The sequence below is a fragment of the Microbacterium sp. MF43 genome (genome assembly GCF_012847295.1).
GTDB lineage: Bacteria > Actinomycetota > Actinomycetes > Actinomycetales > Microbacteriaceae > Microbacterium.
The window spans coordinates 173196-193725 of sequence record NZ_JABBDY010000005.1; the positions used below are offsets into that span (position 1 = coordinate 173196).

General features: G+C 71.2%; 21 protein-coding genes. 11 read left to right on the forward strand and 10 right to left on the reverse strand.

Annotated elements, in window-relative coordinates:
* Positions 1-10: 10 nt before the first annotated feature.
* Entirely contained in the window at positions 11-889 is an 879-nt protein-coding gene (gene purU, locus HF323_RS14610; RefSeq protein ID WP_169583605.1) for a formyltetrahydrofolate deformylase, read from the forward strand.
* A gap of 80 nt (positions 890-969) precedes the next feature.
* Positions 970-1659 (forward strand): VOC family protein, encoded by a 690-nt coding sequence (locus tag HF323_RS14615; RefSeq protein WP_169583607.1) that lies wholly within the window; start codon positions 970-972, stop codon positions 1657-1659.
* Positions 1660-1806: 147 nt separating this feature from the next.
* Here the strand turns inward: HF323_RS14615 and HF323_RS14620 are convergent, their stop codons facing one another.
* Genes HF323_RS14620 through HF323_RS14650 form a run of 7 tightly spaced genes read right to left on the reverse strand, consistent with a single transcriptional unit; the run spans position 1807 to position 8333 of the window.
* Complete coding sequence (locus HF323_RS14620; protein ID WP_169583608.1) at positions 1807-3468, reverse strand: hypothetical protein; 1662 nt, start codon at positions 3466-3468, stop codon at positions 1807-1809.
* Positions 3458-4189, reverse strand: a complete 732-nt coding sequence (locus tag HF323_RS14625) for a dihydrofolate reductase family protein (RefSeq protein WP_169583610.1) — start codon at positions 4187-4189, stop codon at positions 3458-3460. Before HF323_RS14625 ends, HF323_RS14620 begins: the two co-directional genes overlap by 11 nt.
* Positions 4186-5154: a lysylphosphatidylglycerol synthase domain-containing protein gene (locus tag HF323_RS14630; protein ID WP_169583612.1), complete on the reverse strand. Its 969-nt coding sequence runs from the start codon at positions 5152-5154 to the stop codon at positions 4186-4188. Before HF323_RS14630 ends, HF323_RS14625 begins: the two co-directional genes overlap by 4 nt.
* A complete protein-coding gene (locus HF323_RS14635; RefSeq protein ID WP_169583614.1) occupies positions 5142-5954 on the reverse strand; it encodes an SAM-dependent methyltransferase in 813 nt (270 codons plus the stop codon). Before HF323_RS14635 ends, HF323_RS14630 begins: the two co-directional genes overlap by 13 nt.
* Complete coding sequence (locus HF323_RS15530) at positions 5951-6967, reverse strand: glycosyltransferase family 4 protein (protein ID WP_169583616.1); 1017 nt, start codon at positions 6965-6967, stop codon at positions 5951-5953. Before HF323_RS15530 ends, HF323_RS14635 begins: the two co-directional genes overlap by 4 nt.
* On the reverse strand, positions 6964-7359 hold the full coding sequence (locus HF323_RS14645) for a 6-carboxytetrahydropterin synthase (RefSeq protein ID WP_169583618.1): 396 nt from the start codon (positions 7357-7359) through the stop codon (positions 6964-6966). The genes HF323_RS15530 and HF323_RS14645 overlap by 4 nt, the downstream gene beginning before the upstream one ends.
* A complete protein-coding gene (locus tag HF323_RS14650; protein ID WP_169583619.1) occupies positions 7356-8333 on the reverse strand; it encodes a zinc-binding alcohol dehydrogenase in 978 nt (325 codons plus the stop codon). Before HF323_RS14650 ends, HF323_RS14645 begins: the two co-directional genes overlap by 4 nt.
* Before the next feature lie 86 nt (positions 8334-8419).
* On the opposite strand from HF323_RS14650, the gene HF323_RS14655 reads away from it, so the two are divergent.
* Together HF323_RS14655 and HF323_RS14660 are read left to right on the forward strand one after the other, a co-directional pair.
* A complete protein-coding gene (locus HF323_RS14655) occupies positions 8420-9157 on the forward strand; it encodes a CDP-alcohol phosphatidyltransferase family protein (protein ID WP_169583621.1) in 738 nt (245 codons plus the stop codon).
* Positions 9154-9561, forward strand: coding sequence for a hypothetical protein (locus tag HF323_RS14660; protein WP_169583623.1), 408 nt, complete (start codon positions 9154-9156; stop codon positions 9559-9561). Before HF323_RS14655 ends, HF323_RS14660 begins: the two co-directional genes overlap by 4 nt.
* A 23-nt stretch (positions 9562-9584) precedes the next feature.
* On the opposite strand, the gene HF323_RS14665 is transcribed toward HF323_RS14660, so the two are convergent.
* Both HF323_RS14665 and HF323_RS14670 read right to left on the reverse strand, forming a co-directional pair.
* Complete coding sequence (locus HF323_RS14665) at positions 9585-10502, reverse strand: serine hydrolase (protein ID WP_169583625.1); 918 nt, start codon at positions 10500-10502, stop codon at positions 9585-9587.
* A 64-nt stretch (positions 10503-10566) separates the two neighbouring features.
* Positions 10567-12531 (reverse strand): M13-type metalloendopeptidase, encoded by a 1965-nt coding sequence (locus HF323_RS14670; protein WP_169583627.1) that lies wholly within the window; start codon positions 12529-12531, stop codon positions 10567-10569.
* Between the two features lie 70 nt (positions 12532-12601).
* On the opposite strand from HF323_RS14670, the gene HF323_RS14675 reads away from it, so the two are divergent.
* The gene (locus tag HF323_RS14675; protein ID WP_169583629.1) at positions 12602-13924 is read left to right on the forward strand and encodes an MATE family efflux transporter; all 1323 of its coding nucleotides are present in this window, start codon (positions 12602-12604) and stop codon (positions 13922-13924) included.
* A 4-nt stretch (positions 13925-13928) separates the two neighbouring features.
* Here HF323_RS14675 and HF323_RS14680 read toward each other — a convergent pair whose 3' ends face one another.
* Complete coding sequence (locus tag HF323_RS14680) at positions 13929-14549, reverse strand: RNA methyltransferase (protein WP_169583631.1); 621 nt, start codon at positions 14547-14549, stop codon at positions 13929-13931.
* A 97-nt stretch (positions 14550-14646) separates the two neighbouring features.
* Here HF323_RS14680 and HF323_RS14685 point away from each other — a divergent pair, with 97 nt between their 5' ends.
* From HF323_RS14685 to HF323_RS14710, 6 genes are all read left to right on the forward strand, one after another.
* Positions 14647-15795 carry a SpoIIE family protein phosphatase gene (locus HF323_RS14685; protein WP_169583633.1) on the forward strand — a complete coding sequence of 383 codons (1149 nt, stop codon included), beginning with the start codon at positions 14647-14649 and terminating at the stop codon, positions 15793-15795.
* Positions 15792-17744, forward strand: coding sequence for a glycosyltransferase (locus HF323_RS14690; protein WP_169583635.1), 1953 nt, complete (start codon positions 15792-15794; stop codon positions 17742-17744). Before HF323_RS14685 ends, HF323_RS14690 begins: the two co-directional genes overlap by 4 nt.
* Positions 17741-18073 (forward strand): STAS domain-containing protein, encoded by a 333-nt coding sequence (locus HF323_RS14695; protein WP_169583636.1) that lies wholly within the window; start codon positions 17741-17743, stop codon positions 18071-18073. Before HF323_RS14690 ends, HF323_RS14695 begins: the two co-directional genes overlap by 4 nt.
* On the forward strand, positions 18063-18476 hold the full coding sequence (locus HF323_RS14700) for an ATP-binding protein (protein ID WP_169583638.1): 414 nt from the start codon (positions 18063-18065) through the stop codon (positions 18474-18476). Before HF323_RS14695 ends, HF323_RS14700 begins: the two co-directional genes overlap by 11 nt.
* Positions 18477-18598: 122 nt before the next feature.
* Positions 18599-19846 (forward strand): Nramp family divalent metal transporter, encoded by a 1248-nt coding sequence (locus HF323_RS14705; protein WP_223169488.1) that lies wholly within the window; start codon positions 18599-18601, stop codon positions 19844-19846.
* Between the two features lie 23 nt (positions 19847-19869).
* Positions 19870-20505 (forward strand): metal-dependent transcriptional regulator, encoded by a 636-nt coding sequence (locus HF323_RS14710; protein WP_169583642.1) that lies wholly within the window; start codon positions 19870-19872, stop codon positions 20503-20505.
* The last annotated feature ends 25 nt before the right edge of the window (positions 20506-20530 follow it).

Genomic DNA, 20530 nt, shown 5'->3' on the forward strand with positions numbered 1-20530 from the left:
GAATCGAGGCATGGCCGCCACTCCGCACCTGCTTCCCGACCACGCCTGCCTGATCGTCCACGGCAGCGACCAGCCGGGGATCGTGGCGGCCGTCTCGGCCCTCATCACGCGAAACCACGGCAACATCGTCGCGTTCGATCAGTACTCCGACGACCCCACGGGCGGCGCGTACTTCCAGCGGGTCGTCTTCCACCGGCCCGATCTGACGGCCGGGCTCCCCGCGATCGAGGAGGATCTCGCTCGCACGCTCGGGGACGGGTTCGATCTGCAGTGGTCGATCACCGACCAGTCGGTGCCCAAGCGCATGGCGATCCTCGCGTCGAAGCAGGACCACTGCCTGCTCGATCTGCTGTGGCGCCACCGCCGCGGGGACCTCCCCGTGACGATCCCGATGGTGATCTCGAACCACACCACGTCGGCAGAGGATGTCCGCTCGTTCGGCGTGCCGTTCTTCCACGTGCCCTCGACGCCCGGCCCCGACAAGTCCGCCTCCGAGGCCGAGATCCTGAAGCTCCTGACCGGGAACGTCGACTTCGTCGTGCTCGCGCGCTACATGCAGATCCTCTCAGCCGACTTCCTCGAGAAGCTCGCCGTTCCCGTGATCAACATCCACCACTCCTTCCTTCCCGCCTTCATCGGAGCCGAGCCGTACAAGAAGGCGAAGGAGCGCGGGGTCAAGCTGATCGGCGCCACCTCGCACTACGTGACCGACGACCTCGACGAAGGCCCGATCATCGAGCAGGACACCGTCCGCGTGACCCACGGCGACAGCGTCGAGGAGCTCGTGCGCCGCGGATCGGATGTCGAGCGCCAGGTGCTCTCACGCGCCGTGCTCTGGCACGCCCAAGACCGGGTCATCCGCCACGGCAACCACACGATCGTCTTCTGACAGACCCGTCTGCACCGGAGTACCGTGGCCCCGGGCCCGGCGCCGATGCCGGATCCAGGCAACCGGCGAAGGGGTCTTCCATGGGCGAGTCCACGAACGGCGAGGCGACCAGCGACGAGGCACGGCTCCTCTCGGCGGCCGAGTTCCATCGAGCCGCCGGCGTCTCGGACTGGCGGGTGACGGGGTCGGGCCCGCAGGCCGTCTTCACCGCGGCGTCGCTGGGGCAGGCCGCGGCACTCGTCGAGCCGATCGTCGCCGCGGCCGAGCGGACCGGCGTCCTGCCTGACATCGATCTGCGCCCCGAGGTCATCGTCGTACGCATCCCCTATCGAAACCCCGAAGGCATTCCTGCGGCAGCCGGCGAGTTCGCTGCGGCCGTATCACGGGCGGCAGCCGAACGGTCGCTCCCGGCCGACCCCTCGCTCGCGCAGTCGATCGGCATCTATGTGGCGCAGCACTCCCAGGTCGACGCGCGCCCGTTCTTCCTCGCCGCCCTGGGATACGAGGCTTTCGGCGACACGGATGCCGTCGACCCGCTGCGCTGCGGACCGCAGCTCGCCTTCAACCCGATCGCGGGAGACTCACCGGCGCGAGGGCGCACCCACTTCGATGTCTTCGTTCCGGCCGACCAGGCGCAGGCGCGAGTGGATGCCGCCGTGGCCGCCGGTGGGCGGCTCGCCGACGACTCTCACGCCCCCGCGTGGTGGTCGCTCGCGTCCCCCGACAACCACGGCGTCGACATCGCCTCGTGGACCGACACGTACGAGTGATCAGCTCTCCACGACGGCGGGCCGCGCTCGGCTACCGCCTCCACACCATCAGCTCAGCCGCCTGAGGGCGAGGTGGTTTCGGGCGGAGGCGATCGGATCCAGGCGACGATGGTCTTCGAGAAGATCGTCTAGCCGTCATGCGGGTGCTCAGCCGCTGAAGGCGTCGACGAACCGGTCGCGGAACTCGTCCATGCGCCATACCGGCGCGTCTGCGGACGGATGCACGCCGTCCTCCCAGCCCCACGAGGCGATCCGCCCGAACAGGTCGGGGTCGTTCGCGATGATCGTGATGGGCACGTCGTACGGGGCATCCGTTCCGCTCACCCTTCTCGCGGGCTGATGGTCGCCGACGAGCACGAGCACCAGGTCGCGCTGCTCGAACGCCTCCAGGTACGAGAAGGTCGCCCCGAGGGAGTATTCGACGGATGCCGCGTAGAGCGCCTGCGCGCGCTCGGCGTCTGTCAGCGCGGCCACGGCGGGCTGGCCGCTCTCGGCCTGCGCCGCGAACACGGCGCCGTCGCCCAGCTCATCCCAGGGCAGCAGGCGTGGGAGCGGCGTCCACGGTGCGTGCGACGACACCAGATCCACCTCCGCCATGACCGGCAGGGTCGCGGGGGCGAGCACCCGGTCGTGGAAGGTGCTCCAGGTGTACTGGTCGGGCATGCGCGCGTACCCGAACGCCGGCCCCTGGTACCCCATGTTCCGGGAGTCGAGCACGGTGTCGAAGCCGTAGAACGACTGACCCTCCTCCCAGAAGCGCCGGTTGGACGGCACCACGGCGGCCGTCTGCCAGCCGGCCTCCTCGAACGCGGAGGTCAGGGTCAGCCGGTCGGTCGTCATCAGCCGGCCGTACTTCTGCTGCGAGTCGACCCACACTCCGCTCTGCAGCGTGGCGTGGGCGAGCCAGCTCACGCCGCCGAACGTCGGCGATGCGAGGAACGCGCTCTGCGCGACGTATCCCCTGCGTTCGAGCGCCGCTGCGCCCTCGTCGAGCGTCCGTTCTATTCCGCGCGTGAAGCCCGACGGCTCGACGGCGGTCCGGCCGTAGCTCTCCACGAACGCGATCACGACGTCCTTGCCGGCGAGCGCCGTCAGCAGCTCCTCACCGGGCTGCGCGGCGAGCTGATCGGCCGCGATCGACTCGTCGAACACCCTGAGCGCTTCGACGTCGGCGATCGCGCGAGCCGACGTCGTGACGAGCGCGTCGAGGGAACGGGATGCCGCCGCCGACGCACCCGCGGATTGCGCCCCGACGAAGGCGAACGCGATCCATGCGAGTGCGACCGCCGCGAGAAGCATCCGTCCCCGACTCCCCGCCCTTGCGGTGAGGCGCCCGACGCGGAGCGCGGCGGCGGCGAGCGCGAAGCCGCACCCGACGAAGATCGCGACGACGGCGATCAGCACCGACCACGCCCCGACGGCGCCGACGGCGTCCTCGACGACCCCGAAGGCGTTCACGAGTGCGATGCCGTCCTCGGCCGCGCTGAAAGGCCGGTCGATCGACGCGCGGAAGGCGACGTCGAGCGCCGCGACGAGCAGCGCGGCGACGATGACGGCGGCATAGGCCGCAGCGGCGAGACCCTGCCCGAGGGCGGACGCCAGCACGCCGACCGCCAGCACGACCACGATCGATTCCACCGGCACGCCGACGAGCTGCGCCGGGTCGCCGGCACTCAACGCGCCGGGAACGAGGGGAAGCAGCGCGAGAGCGGCGACGGCGATCGCCGTGACCGCAGCAGAGCGTCCGCCGGGGCGGGACCCCGCGCCCGCCCCGAGCGGCGGCGTAAACGGTCCTCGGTCACCGGTCATCCGGAGCCACCTCCCCTTCGGGATGCGCGGAACCCCCTTCCGCGAAGCGCTCTGACAGCGCGTACCGCAGGAGGACGACGTCGTCGATGGGACGGGTCTCGGCCAGGCGTGCACGCCGAGCAGCCGTCCACGGGAACCGGCCCGGCTGCACGAAGCGGGGAGCCAGTGGCTCGCCCACGAAGAACGGTGCGATCACCAGCTGCAGTTCATCGGCGAGATCCTCCACCAGGAACTGCGTGTGCAGTCGCCCGCCGCCTTCGACCATCAGCCGCCGCACACCCCGTCGACCGAGGTCGTCGACGACGTCGCGCATGGCGACCGGGTCGCCGAGCGGCACGACCGTCGCGACCCCTCCGAGCTCCGCCTCGATGCGGTCCCGGTCGACCCGGGGGCAGTACACGATCTTCTCGACGTCACCCGCGGTGAAGAAGGACGAATCGACTGCGAGCTCGCCGCTGGCGGTCACCGTCACCTTCTTCGGCGAGGCCGGCAGGCCGGCGTCGCGACGGCGCGCGCGACGCTCCTCGCTCCGCACGAGCAGGCGGCAGTTGTCGCGTCGCACGGTGGCGGCGCCGACCATGATGGCGTCGCTCTCGGCGCGCAGCTGATCGACCCGGTCGAAGTCCGCCGCGTTCGACATCGCGAGCCGCCGAGGCTCCTCGGTGTCGAGGTAGCCGTCGATCGACATCGCACAGCTGAGCGTGACGTAGGGCCGCGTCATGAGTTCCGCCTCCGCTCCCGCTCCAGCCGCCGTCGACGCATCAGGGACACCGCGACCACCACGGCGCCCGGGGCGACCGCGAGCGCGGCGAGCACTCCGAACGCCGTCGCGGCGGCGATCCCGGCGGCGGCGCCGACCCCCGCTGCCCCGAACGCCCAGGCCGCCGCGCCCTCGCGCGGGCCCCACCCTGCGATGTTGAGCGGGATCGACGAAGCGAGCACGGCGATCACGGCGGCGGCGGCCACGCGGTCGGCGCCGGGATCGACGCCCACGGCGGCACATGCCACCAGGAAGGTCGCCACGTGGCCGGCGACGACCACCGTCGACGCGAGGGACACGCACACGACCGTGCGGATGCTCCCGAACGCGCCTCGCAGGATCTCGAGTTCACGCGCGAGCATCGCGCGCAGGCGCCGGCTCGTCGCGACGACGATCGCTCCCGCGAGGATCACCCCGGCCAGCACCACCAGCGCCGGAGCGTAGGCCCAGGAACCGACGGCGGCGAGCACCACGACGGCGAGCGTCAGCTGCACCGCCTGGCCGGCTGCCCGCTCGGCGGCGACGGCGCGAGCGGCTTGAGCGACCCGGTCGACGGTGCGCCCGTGCGACACGGCCCGGTCCACGTCGCCGATCACGCCGCCGGGCAGGACCGTGTTGAGGAACTGCGAGCGGTAGTACGCGGCGAGTGCCGCCCGCCAGCCGAGGTCGAGTCCCAGTCGGCCGGCGAGGAGGCGCCACCGCCAGGTGGCCGCCATCGTCGCCACGGCGGCGAGCGCGAACGCGGCCAGCACCGCCGGCGCCGAGATCGCGGCGAGACCCCGCAGGAACGGCTCGGCTCCGGCGACGGCGATCATGAGGACGAGGATGCCCGCACCGACGGCCGCCCGGACCCACGGCTGCCAGCGCCGTGCCGTCGATGCGGGCCGACGCGGGATCACGCTCGCCGCGGCACTCACGGCGGCCACGCCAGCAGGTCGGTGTGATGCACGACGGCGGAGAGCAGACCGGCTTCCCGCTCGGCCCGACGCTGGAGCAGGTACTCCCGCGCGGTGGCGGCGAGTTCCGGCCGCTGCTCGACGGCGGCGCCCACCCATCCGTCGAGCCACTCCGCGGTGAGCTCGCCGTCGCCGGGGCCGAGACGCCACGGCGAGGAGTCGAAGCTCACCGTCCACCCGGATTCCGCGAACAGGTGTGCGGCGACGTCGACCGCATCGGGGCCGAGCAGGGTGCGACCGTCGGCGCTGCGGCGCTGATGATCGTTGAAGGATGCCTCGAACACCGCGTCCTCGGGGCGAGCGGGGTCGAGTTCGACGGTGCCGCGGACCGAGAGGGCGAGGAGGGCGGGGACTGCCGCCGTCACGCACGCCCGCACAATGGCTTCCACTTCGGGGGCGGCGAGCACGTCGAGCAGGGCCGACGTGACGACCAGCGACGCTCCGGCGACATCTGCCTCCCGCAGCTCCGCCAGGTGCCCGACTCTCGTCTGCACCTCGACGCTCCTCCCCGCCGCATCGATCGCTGCGGTGGCAGCCGCGTGCCGCAGCAGCTCCTCGTTCCAGTCGTGCAGCACCCACGTCTGCGGCCCGGGCAGGAGCGGTGCGAGCCACCGCATCATCGACCCCGTGCCGCTGCCGAGATCGTGGATCGTGAGCGGGGGGCGAAGCATCCGTCCCGCGTTCTCGACGAGCGCGAGCGACCGCGACCGAGCGTCGACGGGCTCGCGCAGGCTGAGCCAGTCGGCCGAGACCGGGATGACGGCGCTCATGACGCGCCTCGCAGGGCCGCGTCGACGACCCGTGCGGTGTCATGCCATCGGGGCCGGGTCGGCGCCTCGCGCCGCGCGCGGTCGGTGAGCCGGCGTCGCAGCTCGGGGTCGGCCATCCATCCTCGGAGCGCGTCGGCGAGCGCTGCCGGGTCGCCCGGAGGGACGAGGAGCGCTCCGCCCCCGGGCGCGACCGCCTCCGGGATGCCGCCGACGCGGCTCGCGATGACCGGGATGCCACGGCTCAGCGCGTCTCCGATCGCGATGCCGTAGCTCTCGGCTCGCGACGGCGCGACGACGAGGTCGGCGGCGGAGTAGGCGTCGCCCAGACTTCTCGGCCCGAGCACGCCGGCCCACGTGATGCGGCTGGCGAGCCCCGCCCCGGCGGCGCGTTCCGCTACGGCACGCGCGAAGGAGGAGTCCACCGCCGTGGATCCCGCGAAGGTGCACGTCCACCGCACCCCGGCCGGCAGACGGGTGAGCGCCTCGACGAGCATGTCCTGTCCCTTGTGCGGCGCGACGGCGCCGACGCACAGCAGCGCGGCACCCGTCCAGGTGCCGGTGGCGGTCGCCGCGGCATCCGATCCCGGAACGGCCACGATCACCGCGTCGGGTGCCGCCCCGCGCGAGATCAGCTCGCCCTTCGCCCACTCGCTCGCCGTCACCACAGACCGCGCTGCCCGCAGGGCGCGGAGCTCGGCGTCGACATCGCGCGGGTCGGGATCGGGGAAGGATGCCGCGACCATGTGCGCGAGCAGCACGACCGCCGCGCGGGCGGCGGCACCCTCGACCGCTTCGGGAGCCTGCATGGCCACGAGCCCGTCGATGAGGACGAGCGCGTGGTCGGGCACCGTGAGGAAAGGGTCGGACGAGGCATCCGCCCCCACCATCCGCACGTCCCACCCTAGCTCGCGCAGACCGTCGCGGAGGCGCTGGTCGTAGACGCTGCCGCCGCTCACGCGCGCCGGATCGTCGATCCCCTCGGGAACGACGAACCACAGCGAGCGTCCGGTCACAGCGTCACCTCGAACGACGCCCACGCGATGTGGGACTCGCGCAGAGTGACCTCGATGGCGAAGAGGGTCGCGCCGCCGAGCCCGCCGGCAGCGGCGGTGTCGGCCAGGCGCAGCGCGATCACGCTGCAGAGGCGCTCGGTCGTCGTGTTCACCCCCGCGAAGTCGGGCTCTTCGTCGAGGTTGCGGTAAGACAGCGCCGAGACGATCTCGTGCAGTGCCGCCGACGCGCGGCCGATGTCGACCACCACGCCGTCCGCGTCGAGATCGGCCGATCGGAAGGTCGCGTCGACGACGTACGTCGCCCCGTGCAGGCGCTGCGCGGGCCCGAAGGTCTCGCCTGAGAGGCTGTGCGCGATCATCATGTGGTCGCGTACGGTCACCGAGTAGGTCATGCGGGGTCCCTCCAGTCGATCGTGTGACACAGGCCCGGCGCATCGCCGCGGGCGATGGCGGCCATGGTGGCCGGAAGGTCGCGCCACGAGGATTCGCCCGTCAAGAGCGCGTCGAAGGCGTCGTCCTGAAGCAGGTCGAGCGCGAGGGCGAGCCGGTCGGCGGTCGTGCGCGTTCCATGCCGGCGCGGCGCGACCGCGCCCACCTGGCTCGAGCGGATCGTCAGGCGGCGGGAGTGGAACGCGCCGCCGAGGCGCAGGGGCACCTCGCGGCTACCGAACCAGCTCGCCTCGACGATCTCGCCCTCGGTGGCCGCCGTGTCGATCGCCAGCTGGAGGCCCTCGGCGGACCCGCTCGTGTCGATGACGAGGTCCCGCTCGGGCGGACTGTCGGAGGGATGCGCGTACGCGAGGTCGAGCGCCCGGCAGACGGATGCCTTGGTGCGGTCGACATCGAGCACGACGACGTCAGCGCCCGGGATTGCACGCGCGAGCCGCGCGACGGCGCAGCCGATCATGCCCGCGCCGATGACGGTGATCCGGTCGCCCACCAGGGGCGAGGCATCCCACAGGATGTTCACCGCGGTCTCGACCGCGCCCGCCAGCACGGCACGCCGCGGGGGCACTCCGTCCGGGACCACGGAGACGGCGCTCGCGGGAACCACGAACACCGACTCGTGGGGGTAGAGCGTGAACACGGTGCGTCCGACGAGCCCCTCCGGCCCTCGCTCGACGGTGCCGACATTGAGGTAGCCGTACATCACCGGACCGGGAAACGCGCCCCGCTGGAACGGCGCACGCATGCGCTCCCGCTCGCTCTCGGGGACCTCGCCACGGAAGACGAGCGATTCCGTGCCGCGGCTGATCCCCGTGAACAGCGTGCGGACGAGCACGTCGTCCGCACCGGGGTCGCGTGCCGGCGCGCTGCGCAGGGACCCGACACCGGGGCCTTCCACCCAGAACGCCGCGGCATCCATCAGTCCCGCACCTCACCGGATTGAACCGAAGCCCGCCCCGGCTCCGTGTTCCCAGTGGTATCCATGACGGAGAAACGGAACTCCCCATGTCGAAGGTTCATCTCGCTCCGCTCTCGTCGTTGATGGCGGGCGCGCTCGGCCTGTTCGCGGTCGATCGCCTCTCCCCGCTGTCGGCGGTCGGATGGACCGCCGGCCTCCTCTACTTTGTCGCGTCGAACGCACTCCTGGCCAGGGGGTTGCACCGCAGCGGTACGACCTCCCTCGGCTGGGGCAACGCGGCGACGACGACGCGGTCGACCCTGGTCGGGTTCGTCACGGCGCTCGTCGCGACGTCGTTCACCGCACCGGTGTCGGTGCTTCTGCTCGTCGTGCTGGCGAGCGTGGCGCTCTCACTGGACGCGGTCGACGGCTGGCTCGCTCGGCGCACCGGCACCGAGACCGACCTCGGCGCGCGATTCGACATGGAGGTCGACGCCTTCCTTCTCCTCGTCCTGAGCGCCTACGTCGCCCAGGACCTGGGGGCGTGGGTGCTCGCCATCGGCCTGCTGCGCTACGCCTTCGTCGTCGCCGGATGGCTGCTGCCCTGGATGCGCGCGACCCTCCCCGCTCGGTACTGGCGCAAGGTCGTCACCGCCTACGCGGGGATCGCGCTCACGGTGACCGCGTCGAGTCTCGTGCCCGCAGGGGCGGGCCTGGTCCTCACGCTCGTCGCCCTCGCCCTGCTGATCGAGTCGTTCGGACGCGATGTGCTCTGGCTCATCGCGCGGCGGCGGCTCACCCCCGCCCGCACCGATGCGGGCTTACGAAGGAGTGAACAGACATGACCGACGGCACCTCGCGCGCGGTGTGGATCCTGCGGATCCTCAGCGCCCTCTTCCTTCTCGCCACCGGCGGGATCCACCTGTACCTCGCCCTCAACGGCGTCGGGGGCTTCCTCGGGGTCGCCTTCATCCTGAACTTCGTCGCGGGGCTCGTCCTGGCCATCGCCATGGTGGCGCTGAAGGGCCGGCTGCTGCAGATCGCGACCGTTCTCAGCCTCCTGTTCCTGATCGCGACGCTCGGCTCTCTCGTGCTCGCGCTGACCGTGGGACTGTTCGGCATCCATCAGGACTGGAACTTCACGCTCGTGCCCGAGACGGTCATCGTGGAATCCATCGGGGTCGTGGTCCTCGCGATCACGACGGTGATGGTGCTGCGGATGCCTCGCCCCGCGCCCGCCGTGCGCTGACCACCGCGCCCCCCGGCACGCCGTCAGAACACGTACTCCATGAGCTCCATGCCGAGCGTGCGGAACGCCTCGTGCGCGCGCATGCGATGCATGATCGACAGGTCGTCGAAGCACACGATGAGCGCATAGGAGACGCCGGCCCGCGGCCCGGCGAGCACACCCGCCTCGACGCGCACACCGGCATCCCGCCCCGTCTTGTTGATGAAGAGCAGGCCGTGCTCGTCGTTCTCGTGCGCGAAGGGGTCGAGGCCCGTCGCCGACGCGACGAGCGAGAGGTCGTGGTTGAGGCTCAGCCACTCGGCGACCTGCGCGCTCACGCCCGGCGAGACGACCTTCGCGTTCACGAGCGCGGCGAACAGCTCGGCGAGCTCGCGGGCGGAGCCCAGCGCGAAGTGCGGCGCATCGTCAGGTCCGCGCACGTCGCGGAAGCGGTCGAGCATCGCCGACCTCGTGAGGCCGAGCTGCTCGATGCGTGCGCGCACGGCTGGAAGGCCGACGCGCGACAGCAGAGCGTTCGCGGCGAGCGCGTCACCCGTCGACGCGGCCAGCACCGCGACATCCGACATCGGCAGCGCCGGCGCCTTGAGGTGCTGCCACACGCCGCCGACCGTCACCGGGTCGATATCGGCGCGGTCGATGATCTCGAGGGGGTCGAGCGCTCCCGACTCGAACCCGGCCGCGACCTCGATCAGCAGCGGGACGACGCCGAGCCCGCCCACGGGGAGCGTGACGAAGTCGTCGCCCGCCAGCACCGAATGGCCGCGATCGAGATCGGTGATGCGCACCGAGATCTTCGCTCCGGACGCGGCGAGGTCGTCGAGCGCCTTCAGCGTCGACGTGAATGATCGGCGTCCGACTGCCGCCCTCCTCGGCACTCGTCTGCTCGTGCTCCGTCGCGACCCCCGCTGCGACTCGGCATCCCTTCTGGGCTCAGTGCCCACGGGCGGTTCCTTCCGGTGGATTCGGCTGGTGGATGCGCGACCCCAGGACGCGCACGGGTCCATCTCACCAGATGGTGACGCGCTGCTCCCGATCGAGCCAGAGGGCGTCGGCTTCCGTCACGCCGAACGCGTCGTAGAACGCGTCGATGTTGCGCACGATCTGGTTGCACCGGAACTCGTTGGGCGAGTGGGGGTCGATCGTGAGAAGGCGGATGGTCTCGGCATCCCGCCCCTTCTGCTGCCAGATCTGACCCCAGCTCAGCAGCAGGCGCTGCACGCCGGTGTAGCCGTCGATGACCGGCGCCTCGCCGCCGCGCAGCGACAGCTCGTAGGCCTTGAGGGCGATGCCCAGGCCGCCGAGGTCGCCGATGTTCTCGCCGACCGTGAGCGAGCCGTTGACCGTGTACTGCTCGTCGAGGCCGTCGGGGGTCAGCTCGTCATACTGCGCGATGAGGGTCTTGGTGCGCTCCTCGAACGCGGCGCGGTCGTCGTCGGTCCACCAGTCGCGCAGCGATCCGTCGCCGTCGAAGCGGCTGCCCTGGTCATCGAAGCCGTGGCCGATCTCGTGCCCGATCACCGCGCCGATGCCGCCGTAGTTGGCGGCCGCGTCGCGATCCGCCTCGAAGAACGGGTACTGGAGGATCGCCGCGGGAAAGACGATCTCGTTCATGAGCGGGTTGTAGTAGGCGTTGACCGTCTGCGGCGTCATGTACCACTCGTCGCGGTCGATGGGCTTTCCCACCTTGTCGAGCTGACGGTCGTGCTCCCACACGTGCGCGCGTCGGACGTTGCCGATGAGGTCGGCGGGGTCGATCTCGAGCGTCGAGTAGTCCTTCCACTTGACCGGGTAGCCGATCTTCGGCGTGAAGGCGTCGAGCTTGTCGAGGGCGCGCCGGCGGGTCTCGGGGCTCATCCACTCGAGGCCCGTGATCGACTGACGGTAGGCCTCGATGAGGTTCGCGACGAGCTCGTCCATCGCCGCCTTCGCCGACGGCGGGAAGTGCCGGTCGACGTAGACCTTGCCGATGGCCTCGCCCAGCGCGGCCTCGGCCAGGCCCACCCCGCGCTTCCAGCGCTCGCGGTTCACGGGCACGCCGGTGAGCTGCGTGCCGTAGAACGCGAAGTTCTCGTCGACGAACTCGTCCGACAGGAACGCTGCCGAACCGTGGACGATCGACCAGCGGAGCCAGGCCTTCCAGTCCTCGAGACGGTCCTCGGTGAGGAGCGACCCGAGGCCCTCGACGTAGCTGGGCTGGTAGACGTTCACCTCGGCGAACGCATCGGCGTGGCCGGGTGCGACGCCTTCGATCCAGGGCGCGAGGTCGACGCCGGCGAGCGCCTGCACGTCGGCCCACGGCTTGAGGTTGTAGGTCGCCACGGCGTCGCGGCTCTTGACGTTGTCCCAGTGGTGCGTGGCCAGTTCCGTCTCGAGCGCGAAGATGCGGTCGGCGGATGCCGCGGCGTCCGCAACGCCCGCAAGATCGAGCATCTTCTGCACGTGGGCGCGGAACGCGGTGCGCGTCGCCTCGAAGTTGTCGAGGCGGTAGTAGCTCTCGTCCGGGAGGGACAGCCCGCCCTGGATGAAGAACGGCACGTACCGCTGCGGGTTGCCCGGGTCGGGCTCGATGTAGAGGTGCACGAGACCGGCGACGCCGTCACGCTCCAGCTCGCCCACCGTGCGAAGGAAGGAGGGGATGCTGTCGACCCGGTCCACCCGCGCGAGCTGGTCGGCGAGCGGCGCCGCGCCCAGCTCCGCGATGCGGGCGGTGTCCATGAAGCTCGTGAAGAGGTCGCCGATCTTGCGCGCCTCGGTTCCCGGCTCCGCCGCCTGCGACTCCTCGACGATCGCGTGCACGTCCTTCTCGGCCTGCTCGGCGATGAGGTGGAAGGAACCCCACCTCGCCTTGTCTTCGGGGATGTCGGTGCGTTCCAGCCACGCGCCGTTGACGTGGCGGAAGAGGTCGTCCTGGGGGCGGATGTCTGCGCTGAGCTCATCGAGCGCGAGACCAGAGCGGGGGGCGTCGGTCATGCGTTCCAGGATATGCGTCGGCTCCTCCCGAAGGGCAAGGGCTGTGGGTGGACCGCCCTAGGCTCGTAGGATGACCCGCCCGCAGACGCTGAACCGCGACATCCTGCGGCTCGCCGTCCCGGCGCTCGGCTCGCTCGTCGCCGAGCCCCTCTTCCTCATCGTCGACTCGGCGCTGGTCGGCCACCTCGGTGTCGTGCCGCTCGCGGGCCTCGGCATCGCCTCGGCGGTGCTGCAGACGATCGTCGGGCTGATGGTCTTCCTCGCGTACTCGACGACACCGGCCGTGGCGCGGCGCTTCGGCGCGGGCGATCCGTCGAAGGCCGTCTCGGTCGGCATCGACGGCTTGTGGCTGGCCCTCGGCATCGGCGCGGTGCTCGCGCTCGTCGGGTCCCTGGCGACCCCGTGGCTGGTCGGGCTGTTCGGCGCGACGCCGATCGTGTCAGAGCAGGCCGAGATCTATCTCGGCATCTCGATGTGGGGCCTCCCCGCGATGCTGATCGTGTTCGCCGCGACAGGGCTCCTGCGCGGCATGCAGGACACCGTGACGCCGCTGTGGATCGCCGGGCTCGGCTTCGGCGCCAACGCCCTGCTCAACTGGCTCTTCATCTACGGCTTCGGGTGGGGCATCGCCGGCTCTGCCGCCGGCACCGTCGTCGCGCAGTGGGCGATGGTCGCCGCCTACGTCGTGGTCATCGGCCGGCTGGCGCGGCGGCACGAGGCATCCGTCCGTCCCCAGCGCGAAGGCGTGCGGGGCTCGGCTCGATCCGGTGGCTGGCTTTTCCTGCGCACCGTCTCGCTGCGTGTGGCGCTGCTCGCGACGGTCGCCGTCGCAACCGCGCTGGGCACCGACGAGCTGGCCGGGTGGCAGGTCGCGTTCACCATCTTCTCGACCGCGGCCTTCGCGCTCGACGCCCTCGCGATCGCGGCACAGGCCCTCATCGGCAAGGGCCTCGGCGCCGGCGACACCTCGCTCGTGCGACATGTCCTCGGCCGGACGGTCGCGTGGGGCGCGTGGTTCGGCGTCGTCGTGGGCGGTGTGATCGGACTGTTCTCCGGCGCGATCGGCCTGCTGTTCACGGGTGACCCCGCGATCGCCGCCCTCGTCCAGCCGGCGCTCATCGTGCTGGCCGTCACGCAGCCGCTGTGCGGCGTGGTGTTCGTGCTCGACGGTGTGCTCATCGGCGCCGGCGACTCCAAGTACCTCGCGGTGGCCGGCGGACTCAACCTCATCCCGTACCTGCCGGCGCTCGCGCTCGTCGCCGTGCTGCACCCGCCGGGAGCGGCCGGGCTGGCGTGGCTGGCCGTCGCCTTCTTCGGCGTCTACATGCTCGCGCGCCTCGCGACCCTGGGCCTGCGCGTGCGCGGCGCCGCCTGGATGACGGCGGGGGCCTGAGCCGTCACGCCCAGCGACGGCACCACTCGTACATCACGACGGCGCCGGCCGCGCTGGCGTTGATGGAGCGGGTCGATCCGTACTGGGTGATCTCGACGACGGCGGATGCCGCGGCGAGCGCCTCTGGCGACAGCCCCGGACCCTCCTGCCCGAACAGCAGCACGCAGCGCTGGGGAAGCTCGGCGCGATCGAGCGGCACCGAGCCGTCGACGTTGTCGATGGCGATGATCGGGAGGGACGAGGCATCCGCCCACTCCTTGAACGCCGCGACGTCCTCGTGGTGCCGCACGTGCTGGTACCGGTCGGTCACCATCGCGCCGCGGCGGTTCCAGCGCCGGCGCCCCACGATGTGCACCTCGGCCGCCAGGAACGCGTTCGCGCTGCGCACGATCGAGCCGATGTTCATGTCATGCTGCCAGTTCTCGATCGCGACGTGGAAGCCGTGACGCCGGCGGTCGAGGTCGGCGACGATCGCCTCCATCGACCAGTACCGGTACTCGTCGACCACGTTGCGCGCGTCGCCGTGCTCGAGCAGATCGCGGTCGTAGCGCGGATCGTCCGGCCACGCGGCCGGTCCGCCGGGCCAGGGGCCGACGCCGTGAGGGAGAGTGGGCTCGTCGGTCACCGGCTCAGATTATCCGGGACGTCCCCCGGATGGCGGGTCGACGGTGTGCCCTCGGACGCACATACTGGGACTATCGCCGTTCCGCAGAGGGGGCCTGTTGTTTGACGACGAGAAGCGGCAGCGTGCCGTCGAAGCCCTCGGAGTGCTCGACACCCCGCCCGATGTCCGCGTGGACCGCGTCACCCGGCTCGCCCAGGAGCTGTTCGACGTTCCGATGGTGAGCGTGACCCTCATCGACCGCGACCGGCAGTGGCGCAAGTCGCAGATCGGCCTCGGCGGGAGCGAGGCTCCCCGCGAGGGCGCCTTCTGCGACGTCACGGTGCGCAAGGGCGACACCCTGGTGGTGGAGGATGCCTCGATCGACGAGACCTTCGCCCAGAACCCGTTCGTCACCGGCGATCCGCACCTGCGCTTCTACGCCGGCCATCCCCTCGCCGCGCCCGGTGGTGAGCACTTCGGCACGCTGTGCATCCTCGACACGAAGCCGCGCACCCTCGACGACCATCAGCGCGAGCTGCTCAAAGAGCTCGCGCTGTGGGTGCAGAACGAGCTGACCGATGTGCAGGAGCTCGACGAGGCGTCCCTCGTGCAGCGGGCCCTCTACGGTGCGCGCACGCCGGACGTGCCCGGCTACACGCTCGCCGCGTCCGCGACGCCGTCGCGTCAGCTGATGGGCGACTTCTACGACTGGTACCTTCACGACGGGCGCCTGCGGGTGACGGTCGCCGACGTCATGGGCAAGGGCGCGGGCGCCGCGATCATCGCGGCGGAGGTGCGGGCGTCGCTGCGGACGGCTCCGTCGCGCTCGCTGGGCGATTCGGTGACCGAGGTCGACCGCATGCTCGAAGAGGACATCGGCGGTGCGAACATCTTCGTCACCGCCGTGCACACCGAGATCGACGTCGCGACGGGCGAGCTGTCGTTCGTGGACGCCGGTCACAGCCTCGCCTTCATCCTGCGCGCCGACGGACGGTGGGAGTTCCTCGAGTCGACCGGCCTGCCGCTCGGCATGGGCTTCGACGAGCAGCGGGAGCCCGCGGGAGCCAGGCTCGAAGTGGGCGACAGCTATCTCGTCTGCAGCGACGGACTGCTGGACGTGCTCGACCCCGACGATCCCTACGGGCACGTCTACCGCGTGCTGACGAGCCTCGACCCCGCGGGCGCGGTCGCGGAGGCCGCGCGGCTCGCGCGCGAGGTCCACGCGCCCGACGACGTGACCGTGGTCGTGGTGAGGAGGGACCGATGACCGCTCGCTTCGTCACCATCCGCGTCCTCGCGCTGCTTTCGGTGCTCTTCGGCGTCAACTACGTCGTGTGGCGCTGGCTCGACTCGGTGAACTGGTCGGCGTGGTGGATCGCCGTGCCGCTCGTCATCGCCGAGACCTACAGCCTCATCGACACGTTCTTCTTCTGCCTCACGATGTGGCGTGCGCGGGACCGGCCCGCCCCCGTGTCGCCGCCCACCGGCACGGTGGACGTGCTGATCACGACCTACAACGAGCCCGTCGAGATGGTGATCGCGACGGCACGCGCGGCCAAGCGCATCGCCTACCCGCACGAGACGTGGATCCTCGACGACGGCGCGCGACCCGATATGGCCGCCGCCGCGCGCGAGGCCGGCGTGGGGTACATCACGCGCTCGGTCGACTGGGAGAACAAGCCCCGGCACGCCAAGGCCGGCAACCTCAACAACGCGCTGTTCGCCACCGAGGGCGAGTTCATGCTCATCCTCGATGCCGACCAGGTGCCCGACCCGCTGATCCTGCACCGCACGCTCGGCTACTTCGCCGACGATCCCGAGGTCGCCCTCGTGCAGACACCGCAGTGGTTCGTCAACGTCGACGACGCCGATCCCCTCGGCAGCCAGGCGCCGCTCTTCTACGGCCCGATCCAGCAGGGCAAGGACGGGTGGAACGCCGCGTTCTTCTGCGGTTCGAATGCCGTGCTGCGCCGCGACGCGCTCATGCAGCTCGGCATCGTCGGCTACGTCCGCAGCATCGAGCAGTCCACGCTGCGCACGCTCCGCGCCGCGGAGTCGCTGCTGGCCAAGGCCGCGCGAGACCGCTCCGCCGACGGTCCCGTGCGCGAGCAGGTCGGGGTGCTGCGCACCGAGGTCGCGAAGGCGCGAGCCGAGATCTCGGCGGGCGAGCCGATCGCCGACGTCACCTACCGGGTTCAGAGCGCGGTGGACGCGGCATCCCGTCGCCTCGTCAACGCCGACCTGGCGCAGGTGCGCGCCGACCTCGCCGCCATCGGAGAGCTGCCGGTCCAGCGAGACGCCGAGCTCGACGCGTTCATCGTCGACGATGCGGCACTGGACGCGCTCGCGGCGCGCGAGCTGTCGCCGCTCGGTGCCGTCGAGTCGGTCTCGGCGCTGCTCGAGGCGATCCGCGTCGATCGCCCCGACGAGGCGCAGCCGGTGCAGCCGATGGCGACGATCTCGGTCACCGAGGATATGGCCACCGCGATGCAGCTGCATGCGCTGGGGTGGCGCAGCGTCTACCACCACGAGATCCTCGCGAAGGGGCTCGCTCCCGAAGACCTGCGCACGATGCTCACGCAGCGACTGCGCTGGGCGCAGGGCACGCTCCAGGTGATGCTGCGCGACAATCCGCTCGCCAAGAAGGGCCTGTCCGCCGGCCAGCGGGTCATGTACTTCGCGACGATGTGGAGCTATCTCTCCGGCTTCACGGCGGTGGTCTACCTGGCGGCGCCGGTGATCTACCTCGTCTTCGGGGTCATGCCCGTCACGGCGTGGAGTCTCGACTTCTTCGCGCGCTTCCTGCCGTACTTCATCGTCAATCAGATCCTCTTCCTCGTGGTCGCGAGGGGGCTGAAGACCTGGCGAGGGCAGCAGTACTCGCTCGCGCTGTTCCCGGTGTGGATCAAGGCCTGCACCTCGGCGTTCGCGAACGTCGCCTTCGGCCGGCCGCTGAACTTCGCGGTCACCAAGAAGGACGGCCGCAGCGAGCTCGGCCCGCCGTGGCGCGAGATCTGGCCCCAGCTCACGGCGATGGCGATCCTCGCGGTGGCCCTCGTGATCGGCCTGGCGCGCCTCGCGGTCGGCACCGCCGACGGGACCGGCACCCTCGTCAACACCGTCTGGGTCATCTACGACCTCGTCGTGCTGAGCGTCATCATCCAGGCGGCGCTGTACCGCGGGCCCGCCGCCCCTGCTTCCGAGGAGGTCGCATGAATCTCACCGTCACCACCGGCACGAAGTACGCCGTCATCCGTCCCGAAGGGCGCCTGACCGCGACCTCCGTGCCCCAGTTGCGCAAGGCGGTCGACGACCTCGTCTCCGGCGGCAGTCCTCGTATCGTCGTCGACCTCGGCGGCACGGAGTTCGTCGACTCGTCCGGTCTCGGCGCCCTGATCGGCGGGCTCAAGGCCGCGCGTCTCGCGGGCGGCGACCTGCGGATCGCGGCGATGACCGAGCCGGTCCGCAAGGTGCTCAAGCTCACCAACCTCGATCGCGTGCTGCGGGACCACCCCACGCCGGAGTCGGCATTCGATGGCGACTGAGGCTTCGATCAGCCTCGACGGGATCGCCGATCCCGTCCTGGTCGACCGCGTGCACGAGGCACTCGACCAGCTCTTCGAGAACGCCCCGGGCGCCGGCGAGGAAGATCGCATGCTGTTCCGGCTCGCGGTGAGCGAGGTCGCCACGAACGTCGTCGAGCACGCGTCACAGCGCGAGCCCATCCACGTGACGGTAAGGCTCGGCGCCGACGACCGCGGCTTCTCGGCCGTGTTCACCGACGACGCCGACCCCGCGCTCATCGACCTCAGCGCCGTCACGATGCCGGGTGAGGAGGCGGAGTCGGGCCGTGGTCTGGCCATCGCCCTCGCCACGCTCGATCAGCTGCTCCACGAGACGGACGGCGGCAACACCTGGCGGCTGCACCGGATCCATCGGGGCGACTGACCCCGAGGCATCCGGGACTTTTCGGCACGCCGAAAAACCGCTACGGTTTCGGTGTGCCGAAAAGTCCCGTCGTCGCGCCGCCGCAGCGCACCGCCGTCCCGAGCGTCCCGCGCACCGCGTGGCTGATCGGTCCCGCCCTCGTGGCGGGCGTCGCGTACCTCGACCCCGGCAACGTCGCGAGCAACATGACGGCCGGCGCCGTCTACGGCTACCTGCTCGTCTGGGTCGTCGTGCTCGGCAATGTGATGGCGTGGCTGATCCAATACCTCTCGGCCAAGCTCGGCATCGTCACGGGGCGGAGCCTCCCCGAGACGCTCGGCACGCGCATGCGCAATCGGTGGGCGCGCCGCGCCTACTGGCTGCAGGCCGAGCTCGTCGCGATGGCGACCGACATCGCCGAGGTGATCGGCGGCGCCGTGGCGCTCAACCTGCTGTTCGGCGTTCCCCTGCTGTGGGGCGGGCTGATCACCGGCACGGTGTCGATCGCGCTGCTCCTGCTGCAGTCGCGTCGCGGGCCCAAGACGTTCGAGTTCGTCGTGATCGGGCTCGTCGTGATCATCGCGATCGGGTTCACCTACGGCGTGTTCGTCGCCCCGCCCGACCCGGCCGGCATCGCGTCGGGCCTGATGCCGCGCTTCGAGGACTCCGGCTCGGTGCTGCTCGCGGCCTCCATCCTCGGTGCGACGATCATGCCTCACGCGATCTACGCCCACAGCGCACTCGCGCGCGATCGGTTCGCCCCCGGCAAGCCGGTGTTCGGCGACGAGACCCAGGGCGCCCGCACGCCGGCCCCGCTCGAGGAGCTGCGCGGCATCTCGACGGCGCGGCTGCTGCGCGCGACGAAGTGGGACGTCACGATCGCCATGCTCATCGCGGGCACCGTGAACCTCTGCATCCTGCTGCTGGCCGCGGCGAACCTCGCCGGCGTGCCCGGGACCGACACCCTCGAGGGCGCGTACGCCGCGCTCGACGCCGGCCTCGGCCCCGCCGTCGCGACGCTGTTCGCCGTCGGCCTGCTGGCCAGCGGACTCGCCTCGACCTCGGTCGGCGCGTACGCCGGCGCCGAGATCATGCACGGCCTGCTGCACATCCGCGTGCCGCTGCTCGCTCGCCGGCTGGTCACGCTCATCCCGGCGCTCATCATCCTGGCGGCGGGCGTCGACCCCACGCTCGCGCTCGTCCTCAGCCAGGTGGTGCTCTCGTTCGGCATCCCGTTCGCCCTCATCCCGCTCGTCGCCCTGACGGCGAAGCGCGACGTGCTCGGCGGCTTCCGCAATCGCGCCGTGACGACGGTCGCGGGGGTCGCGGCCTCCGTCTTCCTGATCGCCCTGAACGCGATCCTGCTGTGGCTCGTGCTGACGGGGTCGTGACGCCCGGCGGGTAGCCTGGGGCGGTGCCCTCCCCCGCCGTCGACGACTATCTGAAGACGATCTATCACCACACCGAGTGGCAGACCGAGCGCATCACGCCGTCACAGCTAGCCGCCGAGCTCGGCCTCGCCCCGTCGAGCGTGACCGAGATGGTGCAGAAGCTCGCGGCGCAGGGCCTCGTCACGCACCGGCCGTACGGCCCGATCGCCCTCACCGAGGCGGGAGAGCTGCGCGCCGCGTCGATCATCCGGCGGCACCGGCTCATCGAGACCTGGCTCGTGCGCGAGTTCGGCTACGCGTGGCACGAGGTGCACGACGAAGCCGAAGTGCTCGAGCACGCGATCAGCGACCGCCTGCTCGAGGGCATCGACGAGCGGCTCGGGCGCCCGAGCTTCGATCCCCACGGCGATGCCATTCCGGATGCCTCGGGCCACGTCGAGCGCGTGCCGTTCGTGCTCCTCGGGGCCGCGGCGGTCGGGCACTCCGGCCGCGTGCTCCGCGTGAGCGACCGCGATCCCGAGCTGCTCCGTGCGGTGGAGGCGGCGGGAGTCTCGGTGGGCACCGAGGCGACGGTGACGGATGCCTCGACCCTGCGCGTCGACGGCTCCGAGGTGTCGCTCCCGGTTGCGGCCGCCGACGCCGTGTGGCTCAGCGCCTGAGAACCGATCGGGCCGCCTCCGCGCT